This window comes from Xanthomonas dyei (assembly GCF_002939865.1).
GTDB lineage: Bacteria > Pseudomonadota > Gammaproteobacteria > Xanthomonadales > Xanthomonadaceae > Xanthomonas > Xanthomonas dyei.
Genome location: NZ_MDEE01000037.1, coordinates 1 through 18,425, shown reverse-complemented (window position 1 = coordinate 18,425; position 18,425 = coordinate 1). Strand labels below are relative to the sequence as shown.

General features: G+C 66.6%; 14 protein-coding genes. 6 read left to right on the top strand and 8 right to left on the bottom strand.

Features of this window, described 5'->3' with window-relative positions:
- Window positions 1–6: 6 nt before the first annotated feature.
- Window positions 7–918, bottom strand: coding sequence for an STM4015 family protein (locus tag XdyCFBP7245_RS18840; protein ID WP_104616989.1), 912 nt, complete (start codon window positions 916–918; stop codon window positions 7–9).
- A 151-nt stretch (window positions 919–1,069) separates the two neighbouring features.
- Here XdyCFBP7245_RS18840 and XdyCFBP7245_RS18835 point away from each other — a divergent pair, with 151 nt between their 5' ends.
- The 4 genes from XdyCFBP7245_RS18835 to XdyCFBP7245_RS18820 are packed head-to-tail and all read left to right on the top strand — an operon-like array spanning window position 1,070 to window position 7,152.
- The gene (locus XdyCFBP7245_RS18835) at window positions 1,070–2,188 is read left to right on the top strand and encodes an AAA family ATPase (RefSeq protein ID WP_104616988.1); all 1,119 of its coding nucleotides are present in this window, start codon (window positions 1,070–1,072) and stop codon (window positions 2,186–2,188) included.
- Entirely contained in the window at window positions 2,185–2,598 is a 414-nt protein-coding gene (locus tag XdyCFBP7245_RS18830) for a bpX5 domain-containing protein (protein WP_104616987.1), read from the top strand. Before XdyCFBP7245_RS18835 ends, XdyCFBP7245_RS18830 begins: the two co-directional genes overlap by 4 nt.
- Window positions 2,595–4,442, top strand: coding sequence for a hypothetical protein (locus tag XdyCFBP7245_RS18825; protein WP_104616986.1), 1,848 nt, complete (start codon window positions 2,595–2,597; stop codon window positions 4,440–4,442). The genes XdyCFBP7245_RS18830 and XdyCFBP7245_RS18825 overlap by 4 nt, the downstream gene beginning before the upstream one ends.
- Window positions 4,435–7,152 carry a bpX6 domain-containing protein gene (locus XdyCFBP7245_RS18820; RefSeq protein ID WP_104616985.1) on the top strand — a complete coding sequence of 906 codons (2,718 nt, stop codon included), beginning with the start codon at window positions 4,435–4,437 and terminating at the stop codon, window positions 7,150–7,152. Before XdyCFBP7245_RS18825 ends, XdyCFBP7245_RS18820 begins: the two co-directional genes overlap by 8 nt.
- 258 nt (window positions 7,153–7,410) lie before the next feature.
- Here the strand turns inward: XdyCFBP7245_RS18820 and XdyCFBP7245_RS18815 are convergent, their stop codons facing one another.
- The 4 genes from XdyCFBP7245_RS18815 to XdyCFBP7245_RS18805 form a co-directional block, all read right to left on the bottom strand.
- Complete coding sequence (locus tag XdyCFBP7245_RS18815) at window positions 7,411–8,445, bottom strand: DUF4272 domain-containing protein (RefSeq protein WP_104616984.1); 1,035 nt, start codon at window positions 8,443–8,445, stop codon at window positions 7,411–7,413.
- Window positions 8,446–8,455: 10 nt separating this feature from the next.
- Window positions 8,456–9,052: a GNAT family N-acetyltransferase gene (locus tag XdyCFBP7245_RS18810; RefSeq protein ID WP_104616983.1), complete on the bottom strand. Its 597-nt coding sequence runs from the start codon at window positions 9,050–9,052 to the stop codon at window positions 8,456–8,458.
- Window positions 9,053–9,123: 71 nt separating this feature from the next.
- A complete protein-coding gene (locus XdyCFBP7245_RS23875; RefSeq protein WP_146091696.1) occupies window positions 9,124–9,387 on the bottom strand; it encodes a hypothetical protein in 264 nt (87 codons plus the stop codon).
- Window positions 9,388–9,480: 93 nt separating this feature from the next.
- Complete coding sequence (locus tag XdyCFBP7245_RS18805) at window positions 9,481–11,457, bottom strand: UvrD-helicase domain-containing protein (protein WP_104616982.1); 1,977 nt, start codon at window positions 11,455–11,457, stop codon at window positions 9,481–9,483.
- Between the two features lie 207 nt (window positions 11,458–11,664).
- On the opposite strand from XdyCFBP7245_RS18805, the gene XdyCFBP7245_RS18800 reads away from it, so the two are divergent.
- The gene (locus tag XdyCFBP7245_RS18800) at window positions 11,665–12,300 is read left to right on the top strand and encodes a thymidine kinase (RefSeq protein WP_104616981.1); all 636 of its coding nucleotides are present in this window, start codon (window positions 11,665–11,667) and stop codon (window positions 12,298–12,300) included.
- A gap of 419 nt (window positions 12,301–12,719) precedes the next feature.
- Window positions 12,720–13,964, top strand: coding sequence for a GAF domain-containing sensor histidine kinase (locus XdyCFBP7245_RS18795; protein WP_104616980.1), 1,245 nt, complete (start codon window positions 12,720–12,722; stop codon window positions 13,962–13,964).
- Window positions 13,965–14,211: 247 nt separating this feature from the next.
- On the opposite strand, the gene XdyCFBP7245_RS18790 is transcribed toward XdyCFBP7245_RS18795, so the two are convergent.
- From XdyCFBP7245_RS18790 to mutM, 3 genes are all read right to left on the bottom strand, one after another.
- A complete protein-coding gene (locus XdyCFBP7245_RS18790) occupies window positions 14,212–15,813 on the bottom strand; it encodes an OpgD/OpgG family glucan biosynthesis protein (RefSeq protein WP_104617009.1) in 1,602 nt (533 codons plus the stop codon).
- 68 nt (window positions 15,814–15,881) lie between these two features.
- Window positions 15,882–16,985, bottom strand: a complete 1,104-nt coding sequence (locus XdyCFBP7245_RS18785) for a DUF4380 domain-containing protein (RefSeq protein WP_104616979.1) — start codon at window positions 16,983–16,985, stop codon at window positions 15,882–15,884.
- 196 nt (window positions 16,986–17,181) lie between these two features.
- Window positions 17,182–17,997 (bottom strand): bifunctional DNA-formamidopyrimidine glycosylase/DNA-(apurinic or apyrimidinic site) lyase, encoded by an 816-nt coding sequence (gene mutM / locus XdyCFBP7245_RS18780; protein WP_104617008.1) that lies wholly within the window; start codon window positions 17,995–17,997, stop codon window positions 17,182–17,184.
- Window positions 17,998–18,425 lie beyond the last annotated feature (428 nt).

Sequence of the window (18,425 nt, the reverse complement as noted above, 5' to 3'; positions counted from 1 at the left end):
CTCACGTCATTCGGAGACAGCGACGTAGCGCTCGTCTTCGTCTTCCTCTTCGTGCTCTTCCAGGATCACCGTGGCCGGCAGCGTCGCCAGACGGGCCTGCCAGTCGGCAGAAATGTAGTGGTGGCTCAGGTCGATCCGCTGCAGCTGGCCCAGCTGCGTGCTTTCGACCAGCGCCCGCGCACCGACATCGCCGATGGTGCCCAGCGACAGGTCCAGCGTGTCCAGGCTGCCCAGCCACGGCTGGGTAGCCAGCCAGGTCGCCAGTTCGTCGGTGTTGGCGGCGTTGCGCAGCCCCAGATAGCGCAGACGCTCCGGGCCGATGGCTGCCAGCAGCCGCTGGTAGGTGCCCAGATCGCCGTCGTAACCGTAATCCTCCACGCCCAGCCACAGCTCCAGGTGCTGCAGCGCCGGCAGCGTGGAGTCGGCGATCGCCTGCACGATGGCAGACGGCAGCCCACCGCATTCGATCGCCAGTTCCTGCAGCTGCGTATGCGTGAACGGGGTCAGCACCAATTTGGACGACCCGCGCACACGCAGCGATTGCAGCGCCGGAAAGGCGGCCAGCAGCGGGGTGTAGTCGGTCTGGATGATCCACGACACCTCGCAGTCCTCGCAGACCATGTCGCCGACGAACAGCGCGCGCAGCGCGGTAAGTTCGTCGCGGCGTTCGATCAGCCGCTGCAGATAGCCGCTGGGGCCTTCCTCGTAGGATTCGCGCCACGGGCCGATGATCAATGCCTGGATGCTGGCCGGGTCGACCTGCGCCAGCAGGGTGTCGAGCAACTCCGCCTGGCTGCCTTCGCTTTCGTACTCCTGCCGCAGCCGGTACACCACGTCGCCGCCGCTGGCGGGCTGGTCCACACTGAAGTCCACCACGCGCTTGCCGCGATAGAATTCCGAATACTCGCCGATCGTCATTGCATTGCCTCCCTGGCTCGGTGAGGTCGCAGGATACCCGCACGGTCATGGCAACCTCGTTAATGCCATGCGCCACCGTTCCATTGCCCGTTCCACAGGCGGTCACCGGTGCCTGCACCGCGCCGCACGTTTTGTTCGAAGGACCGATCGCATGCATGCCCATCCCGCCGCCGCGCGCATTCGCGCCACCGTCCAGGCCGCCACCACCGGATTGATCGAGCGCGATCAGCTGGCCGAATTGATCGTGCTCGCAGCAGTGGCGCAGGAACACCTGCTGATCATCGGCCCGCCGGGCACCGCCAAGAGCGCAGTGGTGCGGCGCGTCGCCGCCGCACTGGGCGGCCGCTATTTCGAGTATCTGCTCGGCCGCTTCACCGAACCGGCTGAATTATTCGGCCCGGTGGACCTGCGCAAATTGCGCGAGGGCAGCGTGCAGACCGATGTGACCGGGATGTTGCCCGAAGCGGACATCGCCTTCCTCGACGAAGTCTTCCTGGGTTCCACCGCCATCCTCAACACCTTGCTCGGGCTGCTCAACGAACGCCGCTTCCGGCGTGGCCAGACCGACCTGCATTGCCCGTTGCGCCTGTGCGTGGGCGCGGCCAACGCGCTGCCGGAAGACGACGCGCTGGCGGCCTTCAGCGACCGCTTCCTGCTGCATCTGTTCGTCGACCCGGTGGCAGACCATCAGCTCGAAGCGCTGCTGGCCGGCGGATGGCAGGCCGAGCGTGCGCCGCTGCAGCCTGTGGCCGGGCTGGCTGACCTGGACCTGCTGTGCGAACAGGCACGTGCGGTGGACATGGATGGCGCGCGCACGGCGCTCGCCGCGGCGATCCGGACATTGCGCGGCGCAGGCGTGCAGCTGTCGGACCGTCGCCTGGTCAAGACCCAGCGGCTGATCGCTGCCGCCTGCGTGCTGGCTGGACGCACCCAGGCCAGCGAGGCCGATCTGTGGCCGCTGTTCTACGTGCTGCCCACGCGCGCGCAGCAAGCCAGCGCACAGGACCTGCTGCGCGGCACCCTGGCCGCCGCTGCCAATCCCACCTTGCGCGCGGCCGTCGAACAAGCCGCCCTGCAACCGCTCTCGCGCACTGCGCGGCTGGTGGAGGCGGCCCAGTCTTGCCTGCAGGATCAGCACAATCCGGCCCTGCGCACCATGGCCGAAGCCTTGCTGCGCGAGATCGATGCCAACTTCACGGCCACCTCGCTGCCAGGCGAGCTGGCCCACGAACGCACGCGCCTGATCGAGCAGATCGGCAGCGCCGCGTGACCTGGTCGTGGCAGGACGAGCCGCTGCCGGTCGTCCCGCAGGGGGTGATCGGCGTGGGCGAGGCCGCACGCGCGTTGCTGGCGGCATGGGCGCGCTTGCCCGACGGCGCGGGTTTGCTGGTCACCGCCACGGCACATTCGTTGCTGCTGACCGGCCCTGCGCCGCAGCTACCCTGGGCCAACGGCGTGCAGTACGTGGCACCGCGCGCGGACGCCGCTGGCCTGTGGTTGCCCACCGCCGAACGCCCCGCGCTTCCGCTGGAGCTGCTGGAGCGTGCGCTGCGCCGCCAACACGGGCCGCAGCCGCTGTTGCTGCTGCGATCACCCGCACTGGTGCTGCCGCTGCATCGGTTGCTGCCGGCGCGTGCCGAGATCGTGGCGCAGATCCGTCAGCGTTGGGAGGCCGCGTGAGCGCCGCGCTGCAGGTGCCCGCCCCGCTCCAGGCCTGGCGGCTGTGGCTGGACTGGTTCGACCCGGACATCGCCTCCCAGCTCGGCACCTGGTTGTTGCGCCTGGACCCCTTGCTCGGCCGTGACAGCCTGCGCCGCCGCGATGGCGACAGCGAGCCGGACGGTATCGACGACCTGCGTCGGCGCGGCAGCTACGACCACCTGCTGCTGAGCGAGTGGGCACTGGCCGACGCACTGCCGGAAGAATTCCTGCGCCGCGCCGCGCATGCCGAGCACCTGTTCTTGGTGCCCCGCATGCGGACCCGCGCGCGCGATGCGCGCCTGGTGGCGATCTTCGATGCCGGTCCGGCGCAATGGGGCGCGCCGCGTCTGGCACAGATCGCGTTGTGGATCCTGCTGGCACGCCGTGCGCAGGCCGCCAATGCGCGCTTTGTCTGGGGCCTGGCGCATCTGCCCGGCGACCTGCACGACGCCGACAGCCCTGCCCGGCTGCAACAGCTGCTGCAGGGCCGCACCTTCGAGGCGACCGGCCCGCAGCACGCGCAGACCTGGGCCACGCAGTGGGCAAGCGCGACCCCGACCACCAGCGAGTGCTGGTGGATCGGCGCGCAACCGGTGCGTGTGGCGCCATTCCACCACCAGGCCAGCATCGTGCCTGCGGCCGATGCGCATCTGCAGGTGGTGCTGCAAACGCGCCACGGCACCCGCAGCAGCCGGTTGCCGGTGCCTGCCAGCATGGCCGCCAGGCAGCTGCTGCTTGGGCACTTCACCGACACGCAACGCCCCGCCGAGGCCGACACCGCAAACCACGTGGTCAAGGGTAAGTTTTCGCTGCGCCACGCGCCGCTGTTCAGCCCGGACGGCAGCCATGTGGCGCTGCTGCTGGCAGACGGCTACCGCAGCGCGATGGTGAAGGTGCAGCCCGCCGACATCCCCAAACGGGCGGCGCCGCGCTACCACCAATGGGCGCAGGGCGGTCAGCCGCTGTGCCTGACGGCGCAGAACAAGCACGTGGGCGGCATCGTCGCTCTCGGGGAGCAGGCCGCGTTCTGGAATCTCGATGGCATGCACGGCTCCATCGAAGCCGGCGGGCAGAGCCTCTGCCCCGCACCCGGCCAGGTGCGGCTGCGTCCATGCGTGTGGCTCAACAGCGGCGGCAAGCCACAGCGGTTCCTGCTGTGGGACCAGCACGGCCGGCTGATGACCTGGACGCGCGATACCAACCAGCGGCAGCGGGTTGCGCAAGGCAGCGAGCTCGCCGGGCAGGTGGTGGCGCTGGCGCAAGGCGATGCCGAACACGCGGTCTACGCCACCCATGTCGCTGGCGAACTGCGGGTGCTGCGCCTGCATCGCAACGGCAAGCAGGACCTCATCCTGCAGCTGGCGCTGGGGTCGCGCCCGCCGGTCGTGTTGCTGCGCAACCTGGTCCAGGAGGACCAGTGGCGTGGCGCCATCGCCCTCGAACTGGCAAGCCGTCAGGCCGGCGGCGACCGCTCGCTGGCTTACCGGGTGCTGCACGGAGGCCCTGCCGACGGCTTTCAGGAATTCGAGGCGATCGTGGCGTCCGGCGACAGACCGATCGGCCTGATCGGCGACCCGGACGCGCCGCAGCACAGCCTGCTACTGGTGCTGCGCGCCGATCGCCGCGCGCTGCTCGCCATCGGGGCCAGCGGCCGGCGGACCCTGCATCGCGCCGCCAGCGAGATCAGCGCTGCGGCGGTGTCCAGCGATGGTGCGCGGGTCGCACTGGTGACCCTGCAGGGGCAGGCGTGGATCTTGGGCGATGGCGGGCTGACCCCGTTGATGGTCGTGCAAGGCCAGGCCGAGCAACCCGGCCATGACTAGCCCGGCGCGCACGGACAACGCGGGCAGCAGCGTGCGCTATCCGCTGTGGCACGGCAGCCAGATGGTGTCGGCGTTGTGGTTCTCGGCAGCGTGGCTCAACCCGGAACAACGCCTGGCCAGGATTATCTGTGCCTGGCAACCGGGTAGCCGGGCGCTGCGCTTTGCCGACGGCGATGTGCTGTGCTTCGCCGCGCCGCGTGCGTTGGTCTGCGAGCAGGCGCCCGGCCTGGCGCTGTGCCAGGTGCACGGCGGCCTGTTCTCGGGCGCGTTGACTGCCGCCGAGGCGGCGCAGTTGCCCCCGGCCGATATCGGCCTGGTCCATGGCGCCCAGGTGATCGCCTTGCAGTGGCAACACGCGGTGGCGCTGGATCCTTCCGAGGCGATCGACGTGTCCGGCTACCCGCTGCACATGCCCTACGACTGCCGCCCGAGCGAGCCACCGCTGCAGGTGGACCGGCTGCGCGGCAAACCGCTGCGGCAATTGCTGGGCAATGCCGTCCCGCCAGCCAGCGCAGAGCGCGATGCATTCCTGCACGCGCTGAAGACACAGCGCCCCGCCGTGCAGAACACCACGCTGTGGCAACGCCTGCTGGCGCGCGCTCAGCGCAGCTTGAGCCGCGAGCACGCACCGGCATCGAACGGATCCACAGCGTCTGGCGCCGACACCGCCACCGGGCAGAAGACGACCGTGCCGGCACGCCGGGGCGCCGCATCGGTATCGGCCTGGCGCACGCGGCTGGCCCGCGCACTGGTTGCCTCACGCATGGCCAGTCTGGTCGGACGTCACCAGGGCGCCTACATGCGCCGGATGCTGCGCCAGTTCGAAAGCGGCGATCTGGACGAAGCCTTGCGCAACGCGCTGCCGCTCGATGGCCTGGGCGAATCCTTGGGGCAGGCGTTCGGGGTGCCACAGCGGCGCAGCGACCTGAGCCTGTCGCGCACGCGCGGGGCCGGCACCAGCATCGGCCTGGGCGAAGAGCTGCAGGCGCATCTGCGCGCGACCTATCGCAGCGCCTTCGCGCGGCTGGACCGCGAAGGCCAGATCGATCGTGCGGTGTTCGTGCTGGCCGAATTGCTCAATGCGCGCCAGGAAGCGCTCGACTATCTGGTCAAGCACGCCCGTTACAAACAGGCCGCGGAGCTGGCGCTGGGCTGGGACATGTCGGCGGCGATGATCATCCGGCTGCTGATGCTGGCCGGCGACCACGCGCGCGCGGTGCAGGTCGCGCGCCGCGATGGCGCCTTTGCCGCCGCCATCCAGCTGCTGCACGGTACCGACCGCGCACTGGCCGACGCGCTGCGGCTGGACTGGGGCCAGGCGCTGGTGCAGGCCGGCGACTGGCTGGCCGCCGTGGACGCGGTGTGGCCGTTGCACAACGCGCGCCACCAGGCCGCGCAGTGGCTGCTGGCCGCAGAACAGGCCGGCAGCACGGTGCACGCACGCGCCCTGGTCAAGCGCGCGCAGCTGTTGCCGGACACGCTGGAACACCACGCAGACCGCATCGCCGCGATTGCAGACCCCAGCGCCGATCCCGCACCGCGCAGCGACATGGCAGCCGCGCTGCTGGTGGATGCTGTCCCCAACCGCTCGCTGCAACAACTGGCGCGGCAGCTGCTGCCGGCGATTGCCGCCGATCATGCGTTCGCCCGCAACAGGCTGTCCGTCGGCGATCTGACCACGCTGCTGAAACTGGCCAAGGACCCCCTGCTCAGCGCGGATATTCCAGCCTTCAAACCACACGTCGCAGCCAAACAATCCAATCTCTGGGACAGCGCCACCACCTTGCGACTGCAGGCACCGCAAGCCGGCCTAGCGGCAATCCACGATGTCGCTGCACTCCCGGGTCGCCGCTATCTGCTGGCCCTGGGCGAAGCCGGCGCGGCGGTGGTGGACACACACGGGCGCCTGCTGCGGCGCTACCCGGCGCCGGCCTTTGGCGTGGTCATCGCCGACAGCGGGCAGGTCGCCCTGGCGATCGCCCCCCGTGAGCGCGTGTCCACCGTGCATCGGCTGGATTTGATCACCCATGCGGTGCGCGACCTTGGCCAGCTCGCGCTGCAGCATGCCGCGCCCAGCTACAGCGGAATCGGCTGGAGCATCGTGGTCGATAACCGGCTGCTGGTGGTCGATACCGACAAGGATCTGCACAGCGTGCTGTGGCATGTCGGCGACCTGCCCGGCCCGGTGATTGCGGCGGGATTCTTCAGCGATTGCGAGGTGTATCTGGTGCAGGCCGGCGAGCACCTGGAGGACTGGACCTACAGCCTGCCCGCGCGACGCCTCAAGCCGCGCGATCCCCTGCACGTGGACCCGCAAGCGCCGGTGCTCGCGCATCGGCTCGGCAGCGCACAGCAAACGGAGGTGCGCACCGATCCAAATGGCGACAGTTACCTGCACTACCAGCACATCGGCAGCGCCCGTCAGTGCCGATTGAACGAACACAGTGCCGCATTCGGCGCGCCCGATGGCTCGAGCGTGGTGGCGCTTGAAGCGGGATTCCTGGTTGGCCTGCATTGGCCGCACGGCTCGCGCTATCTGGTGGTGCGCCACCATGACGGTGGCATCGTTGCGTCGCTGGACTGGCCTGCGGGCAGCACGGTCAAGGTGCGCGAGCAGTCCGGCCATCTGCTGTTCCATGACGCGCACGGCCGCTTGCTGGATCTGCAGACCGACCGCTCGCTGACCCACGCCATGTCCTTCCTCGGCTAGGGAAGGTCCGAACAACGCGCAGCATGACGGGGGAACCTGGGATGTCGCTCCAACGCGGCGGCCTGCCCTGCTGAACATCCAGCGCCTGCGCGTAGCGAAGATGGCCAGCGGTGTTGCTCGAAACCACACGGACGCGTTGTTCGGCGCTTGCCTGGCGCGTGTGAGAACCACACGCCGTGGCAGGCGCGACGCCACAACGCCATGCGGATGCATCCCTTGAGGGACGCTTAGCCCCGACGTGATCGGTGCGCGCTCCGCTCAGGTCGGCGTATCCACCTCGTCCCAGTCCGCATCTTCGAAGTACAGCAGCCAGTTGAGCGCGTAATGGCGCTCGTACACCACGCCGGGCACGATGCCGGCCGGCGGTGCCTGCTGGGTGTGACCGGCCTGGCGCACGGCCCAGTGCAGGCGCAGATGCAGGTCCAACGCATCCAGCAGTTCGGGCAGCGGCCGCAGCGTCAGTAACGTGCGCGCAGGCGCCTGCGCATGCTCCAGCGCGCGCTGCGCGGCCAGCGGCACGTCGCACAGGGCGGTCGGCTGCGGCAAGCTGTCGGCCAGGCCCAGCGCCCACTGCAACACGGTCAGGCTTTCGTAACGCAAGCCAAAATTGGCCAGCATCTGGTCTTCTGGGTGCGCCTCGGCGAAGAAAGTGCGCTCCTGCGGCGACAGTGCAGCCGTCACGCCGGGCAAGCGTGTCTCCACCTCCTCCAACGCCGGTGGCGCATCGCCGGCGGCCAGCATCTCCGCGCGCAAGGCCACCGCAAACAACGCCAGCATCCGTTGCGTCACCGCCGTCGCCTCGCGCACCCGCGCTTCGCCCTCACCGGCCACCGGCGGCAAGCTCGGCGGTACGCGGATGCCCTGTGCGCTCAGCTGCGCCAGATGATGCGCTCGCCGCTCGCGCGCGTCCGGCGGGTACGGCACCTGCGCTTGGTCATCGAGCGCCGGCTCGCCCTGGCTGATCAGCACACGCCCCTGCGGGTCGCGCACGCTGCCGTCGGCCAGAAAACACACCGCATTGGCCTGCTCGGCCCACTGCGCCAGATCGCCAAACGCGCTGTCGTCGACCTCGAAGCTGAAGTGCTGCCGCACCCGCTGCACATGCCGCATCAGGTGGTACCGCGACTGGGTCATTTGCCCGTCGCCCGCCTGATTCACGTAGCCGACAAAGCCATGCAGATGGTTGGCCAGCTCCGGGTCGGCATGGTCGCGATGCTGCACGGCGTCGTGCGGCAGAAAGTCCGGCCAGCGCGGTTCGCGCAACGTGGAATAGGCATTGACCAGCAGCGGCATGCGGGTGTCCTTAGGCAGTCGGAGGCAGGCCGGCAGGGTGCCGCACACCTGGGGTGCTGTCCATGTCGGCGGGAGCAAGATCGATCGTGTAATACGCCAGCGCGTCGGTGCCGGGACTCAACACCCGCAGGCCCTCGCGGTGCAGCCCCAGCGCTTCCAGCGCGCGAATGGAAGCGGCATTGTCCGGCGACACGATCGCGCACAGCCGGGCCAGCCCCAGCACATCACGTGCATAGTCCAGCACCGCACGCCCGGCTTCGCTTACATAGCCCTTGCCGCGATAAGCCGGCAACAGCGCAAAGCCGAGATGCGGCACCGGCAAGGTGTCGCGGCACAACAAACCCAACGTCCCCATGAAGGTGGACCCGTCGCGCGTCTCCAGCGCCCAATGCGCAAACCCGTACATGTCGTGATGCGCCTGCGCCCACTCGCGCAGATGCGCGCTCGCCTGCTCACGGGTCCGGATGCCGCGGTCGTTGATGCCGGCGATAAAGCCGGGGTCGTTGACCAGCGTCAATATCGCATCGGCATCGCGCTCGGGATCGAGCGTGCGCAAGCGCAAGCGCGGGGTTTCGATCACGACAGTCACAGCGCACTCCTGCAGCAGGAAAAACCAGACTGCCGTGCGGGTGTGCCGCTGGCAAGCCTCGGCGCGCTACAGCCAGGTGGGTCCGGCAATCATCCAGCAGACGATCCGCGCCGTGCATGCACGTGTCGCCAACCTGGCACGTCGATGTCGATGTCGATGTCGATGTCGATGTCGATGTCGATGTCGATGTCGATGGTCACAATCCATTCCGCGCGCAGCAAACGCCAGTCTTTCGACAACCGATCACTGCCGCGATGCAATGCAATGCGGCAGTGTACGGATCCGTGCAGCAGCCACTCGCATGCGTATTGAAGCGCATGACACGCCTGGAACGGCCGGCGCACCGCCGCCAATACGCTGGCGCGTGCCAGACCGCGGTGCCAAACGCTAACCACGCACCGGCCGCGCCCATCCGACGACAAGCACGGTGGCTTGATCAGCCGTGGCTAGTCGAACAACGCCTGGATCGCCGCCAGCCCGGCGCTGGCACGCTCTTTCTTGCGTTCGGCATCGGCCACCGGGTCGGCACCATCGCGCTGCAGTTCTTCGGCCGGAATCTCATCGAAGAACCGGCTCGGCTTGAGCCGCACATGCTCGCCGAACTTGCGCGTCAGCTTGCTGTGACTCATCCACAGCTGCTCCTTGGCGCGGGTGATGCCCACGTACAGCAGACGGCGCTCTTCCTGCAGATTGCCTTCTTCCAGGCTCACTTCGTGCGGCAGCACACCGTCTTCGCAGCCGACGATAAACACATAGCGGAACTCCAGACCCTTGGACGCATGCATGGTCATCATGCGCACCTGGTTGCCGCCGTCGTCCTTGTCGTTGCGCGACAACAGCGCCAGCTGCGCGGCCAGATCGCTGGCGCTCGCGCCACGTGGGCCGCCTTCGAACCACTCGGCCAACTCGTCCAGGTTGCGCTTGCGGCGTTGGAAGCCGGTGTCGTCCTTGGATTGATTGCGCAGGTCGTTGAGCAGGCCGGACTTGTCGGCCAGCGTCCGCACCAATTCGCCGGCCGGCATGGTCGCCGCGTGCTCGCGCATGTCGCGCAGGATATCGGTGAAGGCACTCAGGCCATTGGCCGCGCGCGGCGGAAGGTGCTGCAATGCGCCCATCGATTCGGCCGCGCGCGACATCGGCACCGACTTCGCACTGGCCAGCTCGGCCAACCGCGCCAGCGAGGTCGCCCCCACTTCGCGCTTGGGCGATTGCACTGCGCGCAAGAACGCCGCGTCGTCCTCGGGGTTGACGATCAGGCGCAGCCACGACAGCACGTCCTTGACCTCCTGACGCTCCAAAAACGCGGTGCCGCCGGTGAGGTGATACGGCACGCGCAGCAGCTGCAAGGCTTTTTCCAGCGGCCGCGACTGGAAGTTTCCACGGAACAGAATGCAGAAATCGCTCCACGGCACCTGCTTGGCGGTGCCCAGGAACGAAATCTCCGCAGCGACCTTTTCGGCTTCGTGCTCGCTGTCGCGGCATTCCCACACGCGGATACGTTCGCCGTCGGCCTGGTCGCTCCACAGCGTCTTCAAATGCTCGTGCGGGTTGTGCGCGATCAGCGCATTGGCCGCGCGCAGCACGCGATTGGAGCAGCGATAATTCTGTTCCAGCTTGATGATTTCCAGCGCCGGGTAATCGCGCCCCATCTGCTGCAGGTTTTCCGGGTTGGCGCCGCGCCAGGCGTAGATGCTCTGGTCGTCGTCGCCCACGCAGGTGAAGTTGCCGCGCGGGCCGGCCAGCATTTTCAGCAGGCGATATTGCGCATCGTTGGTGTCCTGGCACTCGTCCACCAGCAGGTAGCCGATGCGCTCGCGCCAGCCCAGTACGATCTCTTCGTTGGCTTCCAGGATCTGCACCGGCAGGCGGATCAGATCGTCGAAGTCGACCGCATTGAAGGTGGTCAATCGCGCCTGGTAGCGCTCGTACAGGCTGGCGGCTTCCTTCTCGCGGTTGCTGCGCGCCGCGGCCATCGCCTGTTCCGGCGACAGGCCGGCATTCTTGGCGCGCGAGATCAGGTTCTTGGCATCTTCGATCGCGTCGGGCTTGGCGCCATGCATCAAGTCCTTGATCTGCGCGGCAGCATCGTCGGAATCGAAGATCGAAAAACCGCGCTTCAAGCCGGCAGCGGCATGTTCGATCTGCAGGAACTTCAGCCCCAGCGCATGGAAGGTACAGATGGTCAGGCCATCGGCGCCATCGCCGCGGATGCGCTTGGCCACACGCTCGCGCATTTCCTTGGCCGACTTGTTGGTGAAGGTGATCGCGGCGATGCGCTTGGCCGGATAGCGGCCGATCGCGATCAGATGCGCGATCTTTTCCACGATCACGCGCGTCTTACCGCTGCCGGCACCGGCCAGCACCAACAAGGGACCTTCGCAGTGCAGCACCGCGGCGCTTTGCGGGGGATTGAGACCGTGCATAGAGGCTTCCGACAGAGCGCGCCATTGTACCGGGGCGGCCTGCGGCTGGCCGGCGCAATGGATTCAGGTCGGCAGGGGAATGGTTCTGTCGCGCCAGGTCTGCAGGTGCGGCGGCACGGCAGCAGCGCCCGCCCGCGTTGGCCCGCGCGGCAGCACTCACCAATAGCGCGCGCTGCATGCAGCCGCCCGGCCCGGTAAAATCGCCCGATGGCCAAGCTCTATTTCTATTATTCGGCGATGAATGCCGGCAAGACCACCACCTTGCTGCAGTCGGCGCACAACTACCGCGAACGCGGCATGCGCACGCTGATCCTGACGCCCAAACTCGACCACCGCGCCGGCAGCGGCGTGGTCGCATCGCGGATCGGCTTGCGTGCAGACGGGCGCGCGTTCGATCGCGACACCGAACTGCAGCAGCTGGTCGAACGCGACATCGCCGCCCAGGGCGCCCTGCATTGCGTGCTGGTCGATGAGGCGCAGTTCCTCAGCCGTGCACAGGTCTGGCAGTTGAGCGAGGTGGTCGACCGGCTACGCATCCCGGTGCTGTGCTACGGCCTGCGGACGGATTTTCGCGGCGAGCTGTTCGAAGGCAGCCAGTTCCTGCTGGCCTGGGCCGACGAGCTGGAGGAGATCAAGACCATCTGCCACAGCGGCAGCAAGGCCACCATGACCGTGCGCGTGGACGCGCAGGGGCATGCGGTGCAGGACGGCCCGCAAGTGGAGATCGGCGGCAACGAGCGCTACGTGTCGGTCAGCCGCCCCGAGTTCAAGAAGATCATGCGCGGCGAAGGCCGCATCGACCCACTGCAAATCGCCTTGCCGCTGCCGTCTGCCGACGCCTGAGTGACCGGCATCCTGCCGACTGGCGACACCGCGGCTTCGGTCCGTCCGGCCTGCGCCGGGCAGTGCCCGCTCATTCCGCCACACGTCGCATGGCGACGCCGTCAGCGGTAGATGACGGTGTGGCACGAACGCACGAATCATCCGTCGCCTTGGTCGGCGCGGTGGAGTCATCGCGCCGCTGGACAGCTGCACTAGCGACACGTCCATCGGCGGCGGTTTGCCTGATCGCCAACGCGCATTGGCGTTGAGCCATATGCTGCGAATGCATCGCGAAACCGGTGCAGGCATGTCTTGGCAACGGCATCAGCGGCACCGGCCGACAAGGCGTATCGTTGCCATCGCTTGCAGCGGCCTGGCGCACAACCAGGCCCAACCACAGTCCTGTAAACTGGCGACCATCCACTTGTCGGGAGGCACACATGGGTACGCTTCCCCCCGAGTTACGCGCCGATATCGCGCGTGTTGGCCGGCTATCGTCGGTTCCCGATGTGCTGAACATCCTGACTCGCCTCACCGGCATGGGCTTTGCCGCTGTCGCGCGGGTGACCGAGGCGCGCTGGATCACCTGCCAGGTGCGCGACGAGCTGTCCTTCGGTCTGATGCCGGGCGACGAGCTGCCGCTGGCCACCACCTTCTGCGACAGCGTGCGGGTGAAGGGCAACGCGGTGTGGTTCGGGCATGCCTCCGACGACCCGGTCTATCGCGACCACCCCTCGCCGCGGCTGTATGGCTTCGAAAGCTACGTCTCGGTGCCGATCCGTTTCGACGATGGCAGCGTGTTCGGCACCTTGTGCGCGCTGGACCCGCTGCCGCGGGTCATGGACCAGCAGCTGGTGGAAAAGGTCGAGCTGCTCGCGCAGTTGCTGGCCGCGCAGATCCAGGCCGAACAGCGCGCCGAAGAGAGCGCGCAGGAATCGCGGCGCGCACGCCGCGAACTGGGCCGCGCCGGCGCCTCGGCGCGGTTGCGCGAAGAGTTCATCGGCATCCTCGGCCACGACCTGCGCAATCCGCTGCAGTCCATGCATGCGGTGGTGGACATGCTCGCCATCGACCCGCTCAACCAGCGCCAGGGCGGCGCCATCCGCTGCCTGCAACGCAGCTTGCAACGCATGGAAGAACTGATCGACTTCGCCTGCGATTTCGCGCGCGGTATCGAGCGCGACTGGCTGCAGCTGGACTACGCCAACGGCAGCGATCTGCTCGATGCGCTATCGCAGGTGGTCGACGAAACTCGGGCCGCCTACCCCAACCAGGTGCTGTCCACGCATGTGGCCATCGACGAGCCGGTACATGGCGATGCAGTGCGGCTGGCACAGATGTTCGGCAGCATGATGATCAATGCGGTGGTGCAAGGGCAGCCGAGTTCGTTGATCAAGGCAGTTGCGGTCACCGAACACGGCCGCCTGCGCATCGAGGTTTGCAATCTGGATGGCATCGACCCACGCCGGCTGGATGTGCTGCACGCCTCCACCCACGTACACACCGCCGGCCGCCCCGTGCCGGAAGTGGATCTGGGCCTGCACATGGCCGCGCAGATCGCACAGGCGCACCAGGGCGAGCTACACATCACCAGCGGCAAGAACGGCACCTGCTTCCGCGTGGAGCTGGCCTGCGCACGACCACGTGCGCGCATGCACCTGGTCAGCGGCACCACCTCGGCCTGAGTGCTTAAACCCGGCGCTACCGCCCCACGGCGGCGTTCGCGTCCTGCAGCAGTGCGGTTGCGCTACAGAAGCGCGTCCTTAGACAGGCGCTTTTGGAGACACGCATGTTCTGGTGCGGCATCCACTCACCGCGCCGAGATCACTGCAGCATCTTCGCTTCCGGCTTCGATCGCCCGGGATCGCTCTACAAAGACGCCGCGTTGCAGACGAAACCACGCGATGCGCACCCGCGCGCACCGGCACACACTCAATAGATCTTGCGCTCGCTCACCGGCGGCGGCGTCCATTGATAGAGCCAGGTTTCGGTCAGCGGCTTGCCGTTGGCGCGCAGGTACAGGCGGATATCGATCTGCTGCATGCTGTCATCCGGCGGCACCAGGTCGAACATGGCCCGATAGCCCTTGAGCTCATGCAACGGCCGCGCCGAGACAATCTCCGTGGTGCCGCGCGACACCTGGATCACCGCTTCGACCTTGGTCTTGGCATCCTTCACCAACCCAGGCAAGTCTCCGCCGGCAAAGTCCACCGCAAAGCGCCAGGAAAAATGGCTGCGCTTCTGCCCGACGATGCCGCCCAACCCGGTGCGGGTGGCCACGCAATGCGCCAAATGCGAACTGGCCGGCGGTTGGGCGCCCCAATACAACCGGTAGCCCATCAACAGCTCTTGTCCCGGCTGCGGCTTGGCCTGCGGGTTCCAGAACGCCACGATATTGTCGAAGGTCTCGTCCACGGTCGGGATCTCGACCAACTGCACCGAGCCCTTGCCCCAACCGCTCTTGGGCTCCACCCACAGGCACGGGCGCTTCTCGTAGAACACGCCGTCGTCCTGGTAATGGTCGAAATTGCGGTCGCGCTGCAACAGCCCGAACCCACGCGGGTTTTCATCGACAAACATGTTGAAGCGCAGATGCGGCGGGTTGCACAGCGGCCGCCAGATCCATTCGCCACCGCCGGTCCACATCGCCAGGCCATCGGTGTCGTGGATCTCCGGGCGCCAGTCCCAATCCATCCGGCTGTCGTTTTCGCCGACCTGGTACATGCTGGTGCACGGGCCGATGCCGAGCCGCTCGATGGCCTTGCGCGGGTACAGCGCGCTGTCGATATCCATCACCAGCACGTCGCCATTGGTGATGGCAAAGCGGTAGGCGCCGGCGACACTGGGCGAATCCAGCAGGCCGTAGACCACCACGGTGTCGGAGTCGTCGGCCGGCTGCTCCAGGTAGTAGGCGATGAAATCCGGAAACTCTTCCGGTCCACCGGTGCCGGTATCGATCGCCAGCCCGCGCGCCGACTGTCCGTACTGGCCTTCCTTGCCCACCGCACGGAAATAGCTCGCGCCCAGAAACGCCGAAAAGTCGCGATCGGTGTCCTTGCGCGTGTTGAGCCGGAAGCCGGCAAAGCCCAGATCCTTCGGTAACTGCTTGCCGCCTAGCCCGCTGCTGCCGTAATCGAACGCAGCCGGGTCGTAGGCCAGCTGCTGGGCCTTGCCATCGACGATGTCGTAGATGTGCACCGGGGTGTGGAAGTACAGCCCCAGGTGGAAGAACTTCGACTGAAACTTGCCATTGCCGTCGGCCCACAACGCATGGTCCTGCCGATAGCGGATCGACTGATACTGATCCCAGTTCAACGCTTCCAGCGGCCCCGGCAGCACCTGCTTGTGGCTTTTGTACGGCGCCTTGGCCAGCGCACGCGCCTGCCCCTTGAGCCACGCATAGTCGAACGGCTGCGGCTGCCCGAGCCGACGCAGCCCCACGGCCTTGGCCGCCAACGCCCACTGCGGCAATGCCGGTAAACCGAGCGCGGCCAAGGCGGCAGCGGCATTCTTCAGGAAGTGGCGTCGTTGCATGCGCATCGATCTGATCGGGGATTGGGCGACATCATAGCCAACAAGCCCGGCGTGGACGCGCGCGCGCGTCAAGGGGCCGCAGCTGCGGCTTCGCACGCGTTGTCCAAAGCCAGCTCTGTCGCCTTGCTGCACAGGAAGCGCCGCTGCGCCCGCACATCGTCCGGTCCGCTGTACTGCAGCAACGTCCACTGCTCGTGCGCCTGCATCTGCGCACCTGGCACAAGCTGGCGATACGGTGCATGCACCTCCATTTCCAGCAAGCCCTGGTCGGGATGCAGCGGCGGGGCATCCAGGTACAGCTCCACCTGTCCTTGTTCCGGATGGATCGCGGCCAACGGCTGATGCACGAAGCGGATCACCAGCACCTGCGCACCGGCAAAGCCGGCCATCCAGCCCGCCGATGGTTGCAGCAACACCTTGCCGCGTTGGACCATGCCGTCATCACGTACGTCGGCACGCAACGCCAGAACGCCCGCATGGTGACCGAACACGGGCGGCACCGTGCCTGGCTCGCTCGGCGGTTGCACCCGAATATCGCCGGCATCGGCCACCGGTACGAAGACCCGCGTACTGGCCGCAACGCGGGTGTTGAACCAGAGGTCCCAAGCGATCGCATCCTTGCGAATATTGCGCGCCGTGGCCTGGACCTCCACCGTGTCCGCGCGTGCAGTGGACAACGCGATGCGCTTGCTCAGTTGCACGCCCGTCACCGGGCTGGGCACGCCCAGCAGGCTCATCTCGGTCGGTCCACGTACCACGGCCCGCGTACTGGCCAACGAGAGATACGGATCCGGCGGCCACACCGCAGCGGCGGCTTTGCGCTCAAGATTGACCTGCTGATGCAGCCACCACTGACTTTGCGGCCCCACCCACACATCATGACCGAGATACGGAACATCGCCTGCGCTAGCAGACACCGTAGGCGCGGGCTGGCGATCCACTGCCGCTCCGATCTTCAACACACTAGGGTGTCCGCGCAGGTTGAAGGACAGTACGCGTCCACCAAATGCCGGCGTAGCGGTTAGCTCCACTGCATCGTTGCGCAGCTGGATACGTTCTATTGGCGCGAGGCCGGTTGTCGCGGGCTCATCCGCATGCGCCTTGCCAGGAAGCGATAACGCCAGTACCCCGCCAGTCACCAGAAGAATGAAAAGAGGCCGTGACATGGGCATAACGCAGTTCCAAATGCAGGACGTAGCGATTGTGGGGTGGTGCACGTGTGGAAACTAGCCGTTTGCATCTTGTTACTGCGAAGGCGGAACCATTGATCGCTCGGCCGGCGGCTTATCCGTTGAGGCTGCACATCGATCGCGAAGATCCATCTGATCCGGGAGGCAACAGGAACTGTTAAAAAAATCCTGCCATACCTCAACGCTGGCAACTGCTGCACCACACCGTCGCGCGCTGTCCAATCGTTGCGTGTTTCAAGGCCCGCCCGCACTGTTTGCAGGGCTCACCCTCGCGACCGTAGACCGTCAGTTCCTGCTCGAAATAGCCAGGTGCCCCGTCCGGGCTGATGAAGTCGCGCAATGTCGTGCCGCCGCGCTGGATCGCATATCCCAAGATCTCCTTTACCGCGGTCGCCAGGCTCCGATAACGCTCGAGTGATACTTTTCCGGCCTCGCGCAAGGGGCTGATTCCGGCACGATGCAGGCTCTCAGCGGCATAGATATTTCCCACGCCGACAACCACTGCCTGATCCATCAGAAAGGTTTTGACTGCAGCGCGACGACCGCGCGATAGCGCATAGAGATAATCGCCAGTAAATGCCTCAGATAATGGTTCCGGACCTAGCGCAGCAAGCAGCTCATGCACCTGGGTGTCGGATTGCCACAGCAGGCAACCAAACCGTCGCGGGTCATTGAAGCGCAGCACACGCCCGTTCTGCAGGCTTATATCTACATGATCATGTGCGCGCGGCAGCGTGTCACCAGGCAGTACACGCAAGCTCCCCGACATTCCCAAATGCAGTAGTGCACTCCCACCAGCATCGGTATCCATCAGCAGATACTTGGCACGTCGACGGACGTGCGTGATGGTAGCTCCAGGAAGCAAGCGCTCGATCTGCTCGGCAATGGGCCAACGCAGATCCGGCCGACGCAGGATCACCCCATGGATGCGCTGCCCGACCAAATGCGGCGCTAGGCCGCGCACCGTAGTTTCGACTTCAGGCAATTCCGGCATCAGCGCATCCAGCAACAGCCGGTCACGCACCGGCACGGCACGATATGGAGGTCCGCATGCTGAAAAGCAATCAAGCGGCGGTCAGTCAGCCACCAGAGAGCGGTCTCCAGGAGCACAGCCAAGGGTTTGCGAGCAAGGTTTTGTGAGCGACGCATGTGGTGTGGGTCATCGTTGCCTAGCTGCACGTGGTCCGAACTCACGTAACGCAATGCAGATTGGCTGGTACGCGCCAACCAGCCATGTGCCTGTCGTTTGTGGCGAGGCAAGCGGTGCACGTGTTTGGCTGAGTTGCAGTTATTTTTTCTAACGGCCAGGCAAGAAGAAACCCTCAGTCCGGTTGGACTGAGGGTTTCGGGTAAAGCCCCTGGCGATGACCTACTCTCGCATGGCTTGAGCCACACTACCATCGGCGCAGCTGCGTTTCACTT

Excerpts from the sequence above, each read along its gene's own strand:
- XdyCFBP7245_RS18840 (WP_104616989.1), bottom strand. The coding sequence starts at position 918 with ATGACGATCGGCGAGTATTCGGAATTCTATCGCGGCAAGCGCGTGGTG.
- XdyCFBP7245_RS18835 (WP_104616988.1), top strand. The coding sequence starts at position 1,070 with ATGCATGCCCATCCCGCCGCCGCGCGCATTCGCGCCACCGTCCAGGCC.
- XdyCFBP7245_RS18820 (WP_104616985.1), top strand. The coding sequence starts at position 4,435 with ATGACTAGCCCGGCGCGCACGGACAACGCGGGCAGCAGCGTGCGCTAT.
- XdyCFBP7245_RS18815 (WP_104616984.1), bottom strand. The coding sequence starts at position 8,445 with ATGCCGCTGCTGGTCAATGCCTATTCCACGTTGCGCGAACCGCGCTGG.
- XdyCFBP7245_RS18805 (WP_104616982.1), bottom strand. The coding sequence starts at position 11,457 with ATGCACGGTCTCAATCCCCCGCAAAGCGCCGCGGTGCTGCACTGCGAA.
- XdyCFBP7245_RS18800 (WP_104616981.1), top strand. The coding sequence starts at position 11,665 with ATGGCCAAGCTCTATTTCTATTATTCGGCGATGAATGCCGGCAAGACC.
- XdyCFBP7245_RS18795 (WP_104616980.1), top strand. The coding sequence starts at position 12,720 with ATGGGTACGCTTCCCCCCGAGTTACGCGCCGATATCGCGCGTGTTGGC.
- XdyCFBP7245_RS18790 (WP_104617009.1), bottom strand. The coding sequence starts at position 15,813 with ATGCAACGACGCCACTTCCTGAAGAATGCCGCTGCCGCCTTGGCCGCG.
- XdyCFBP7245_RS18785 (WP_104616979.1), bottom strand. The coding sequence starts at position 16,985 with ATGCCCATGTCACGGCCTCTTTTCATTCTTCTGGTGACTGGCGGGGTA.
- mutM (WP_104617008.1), bottom strand. The coding sequence starts at position 17,997 with ATGCCGGAATTGCCTGAAGTCGAAACTACGGTGCGCGGCCTAGCGCCG.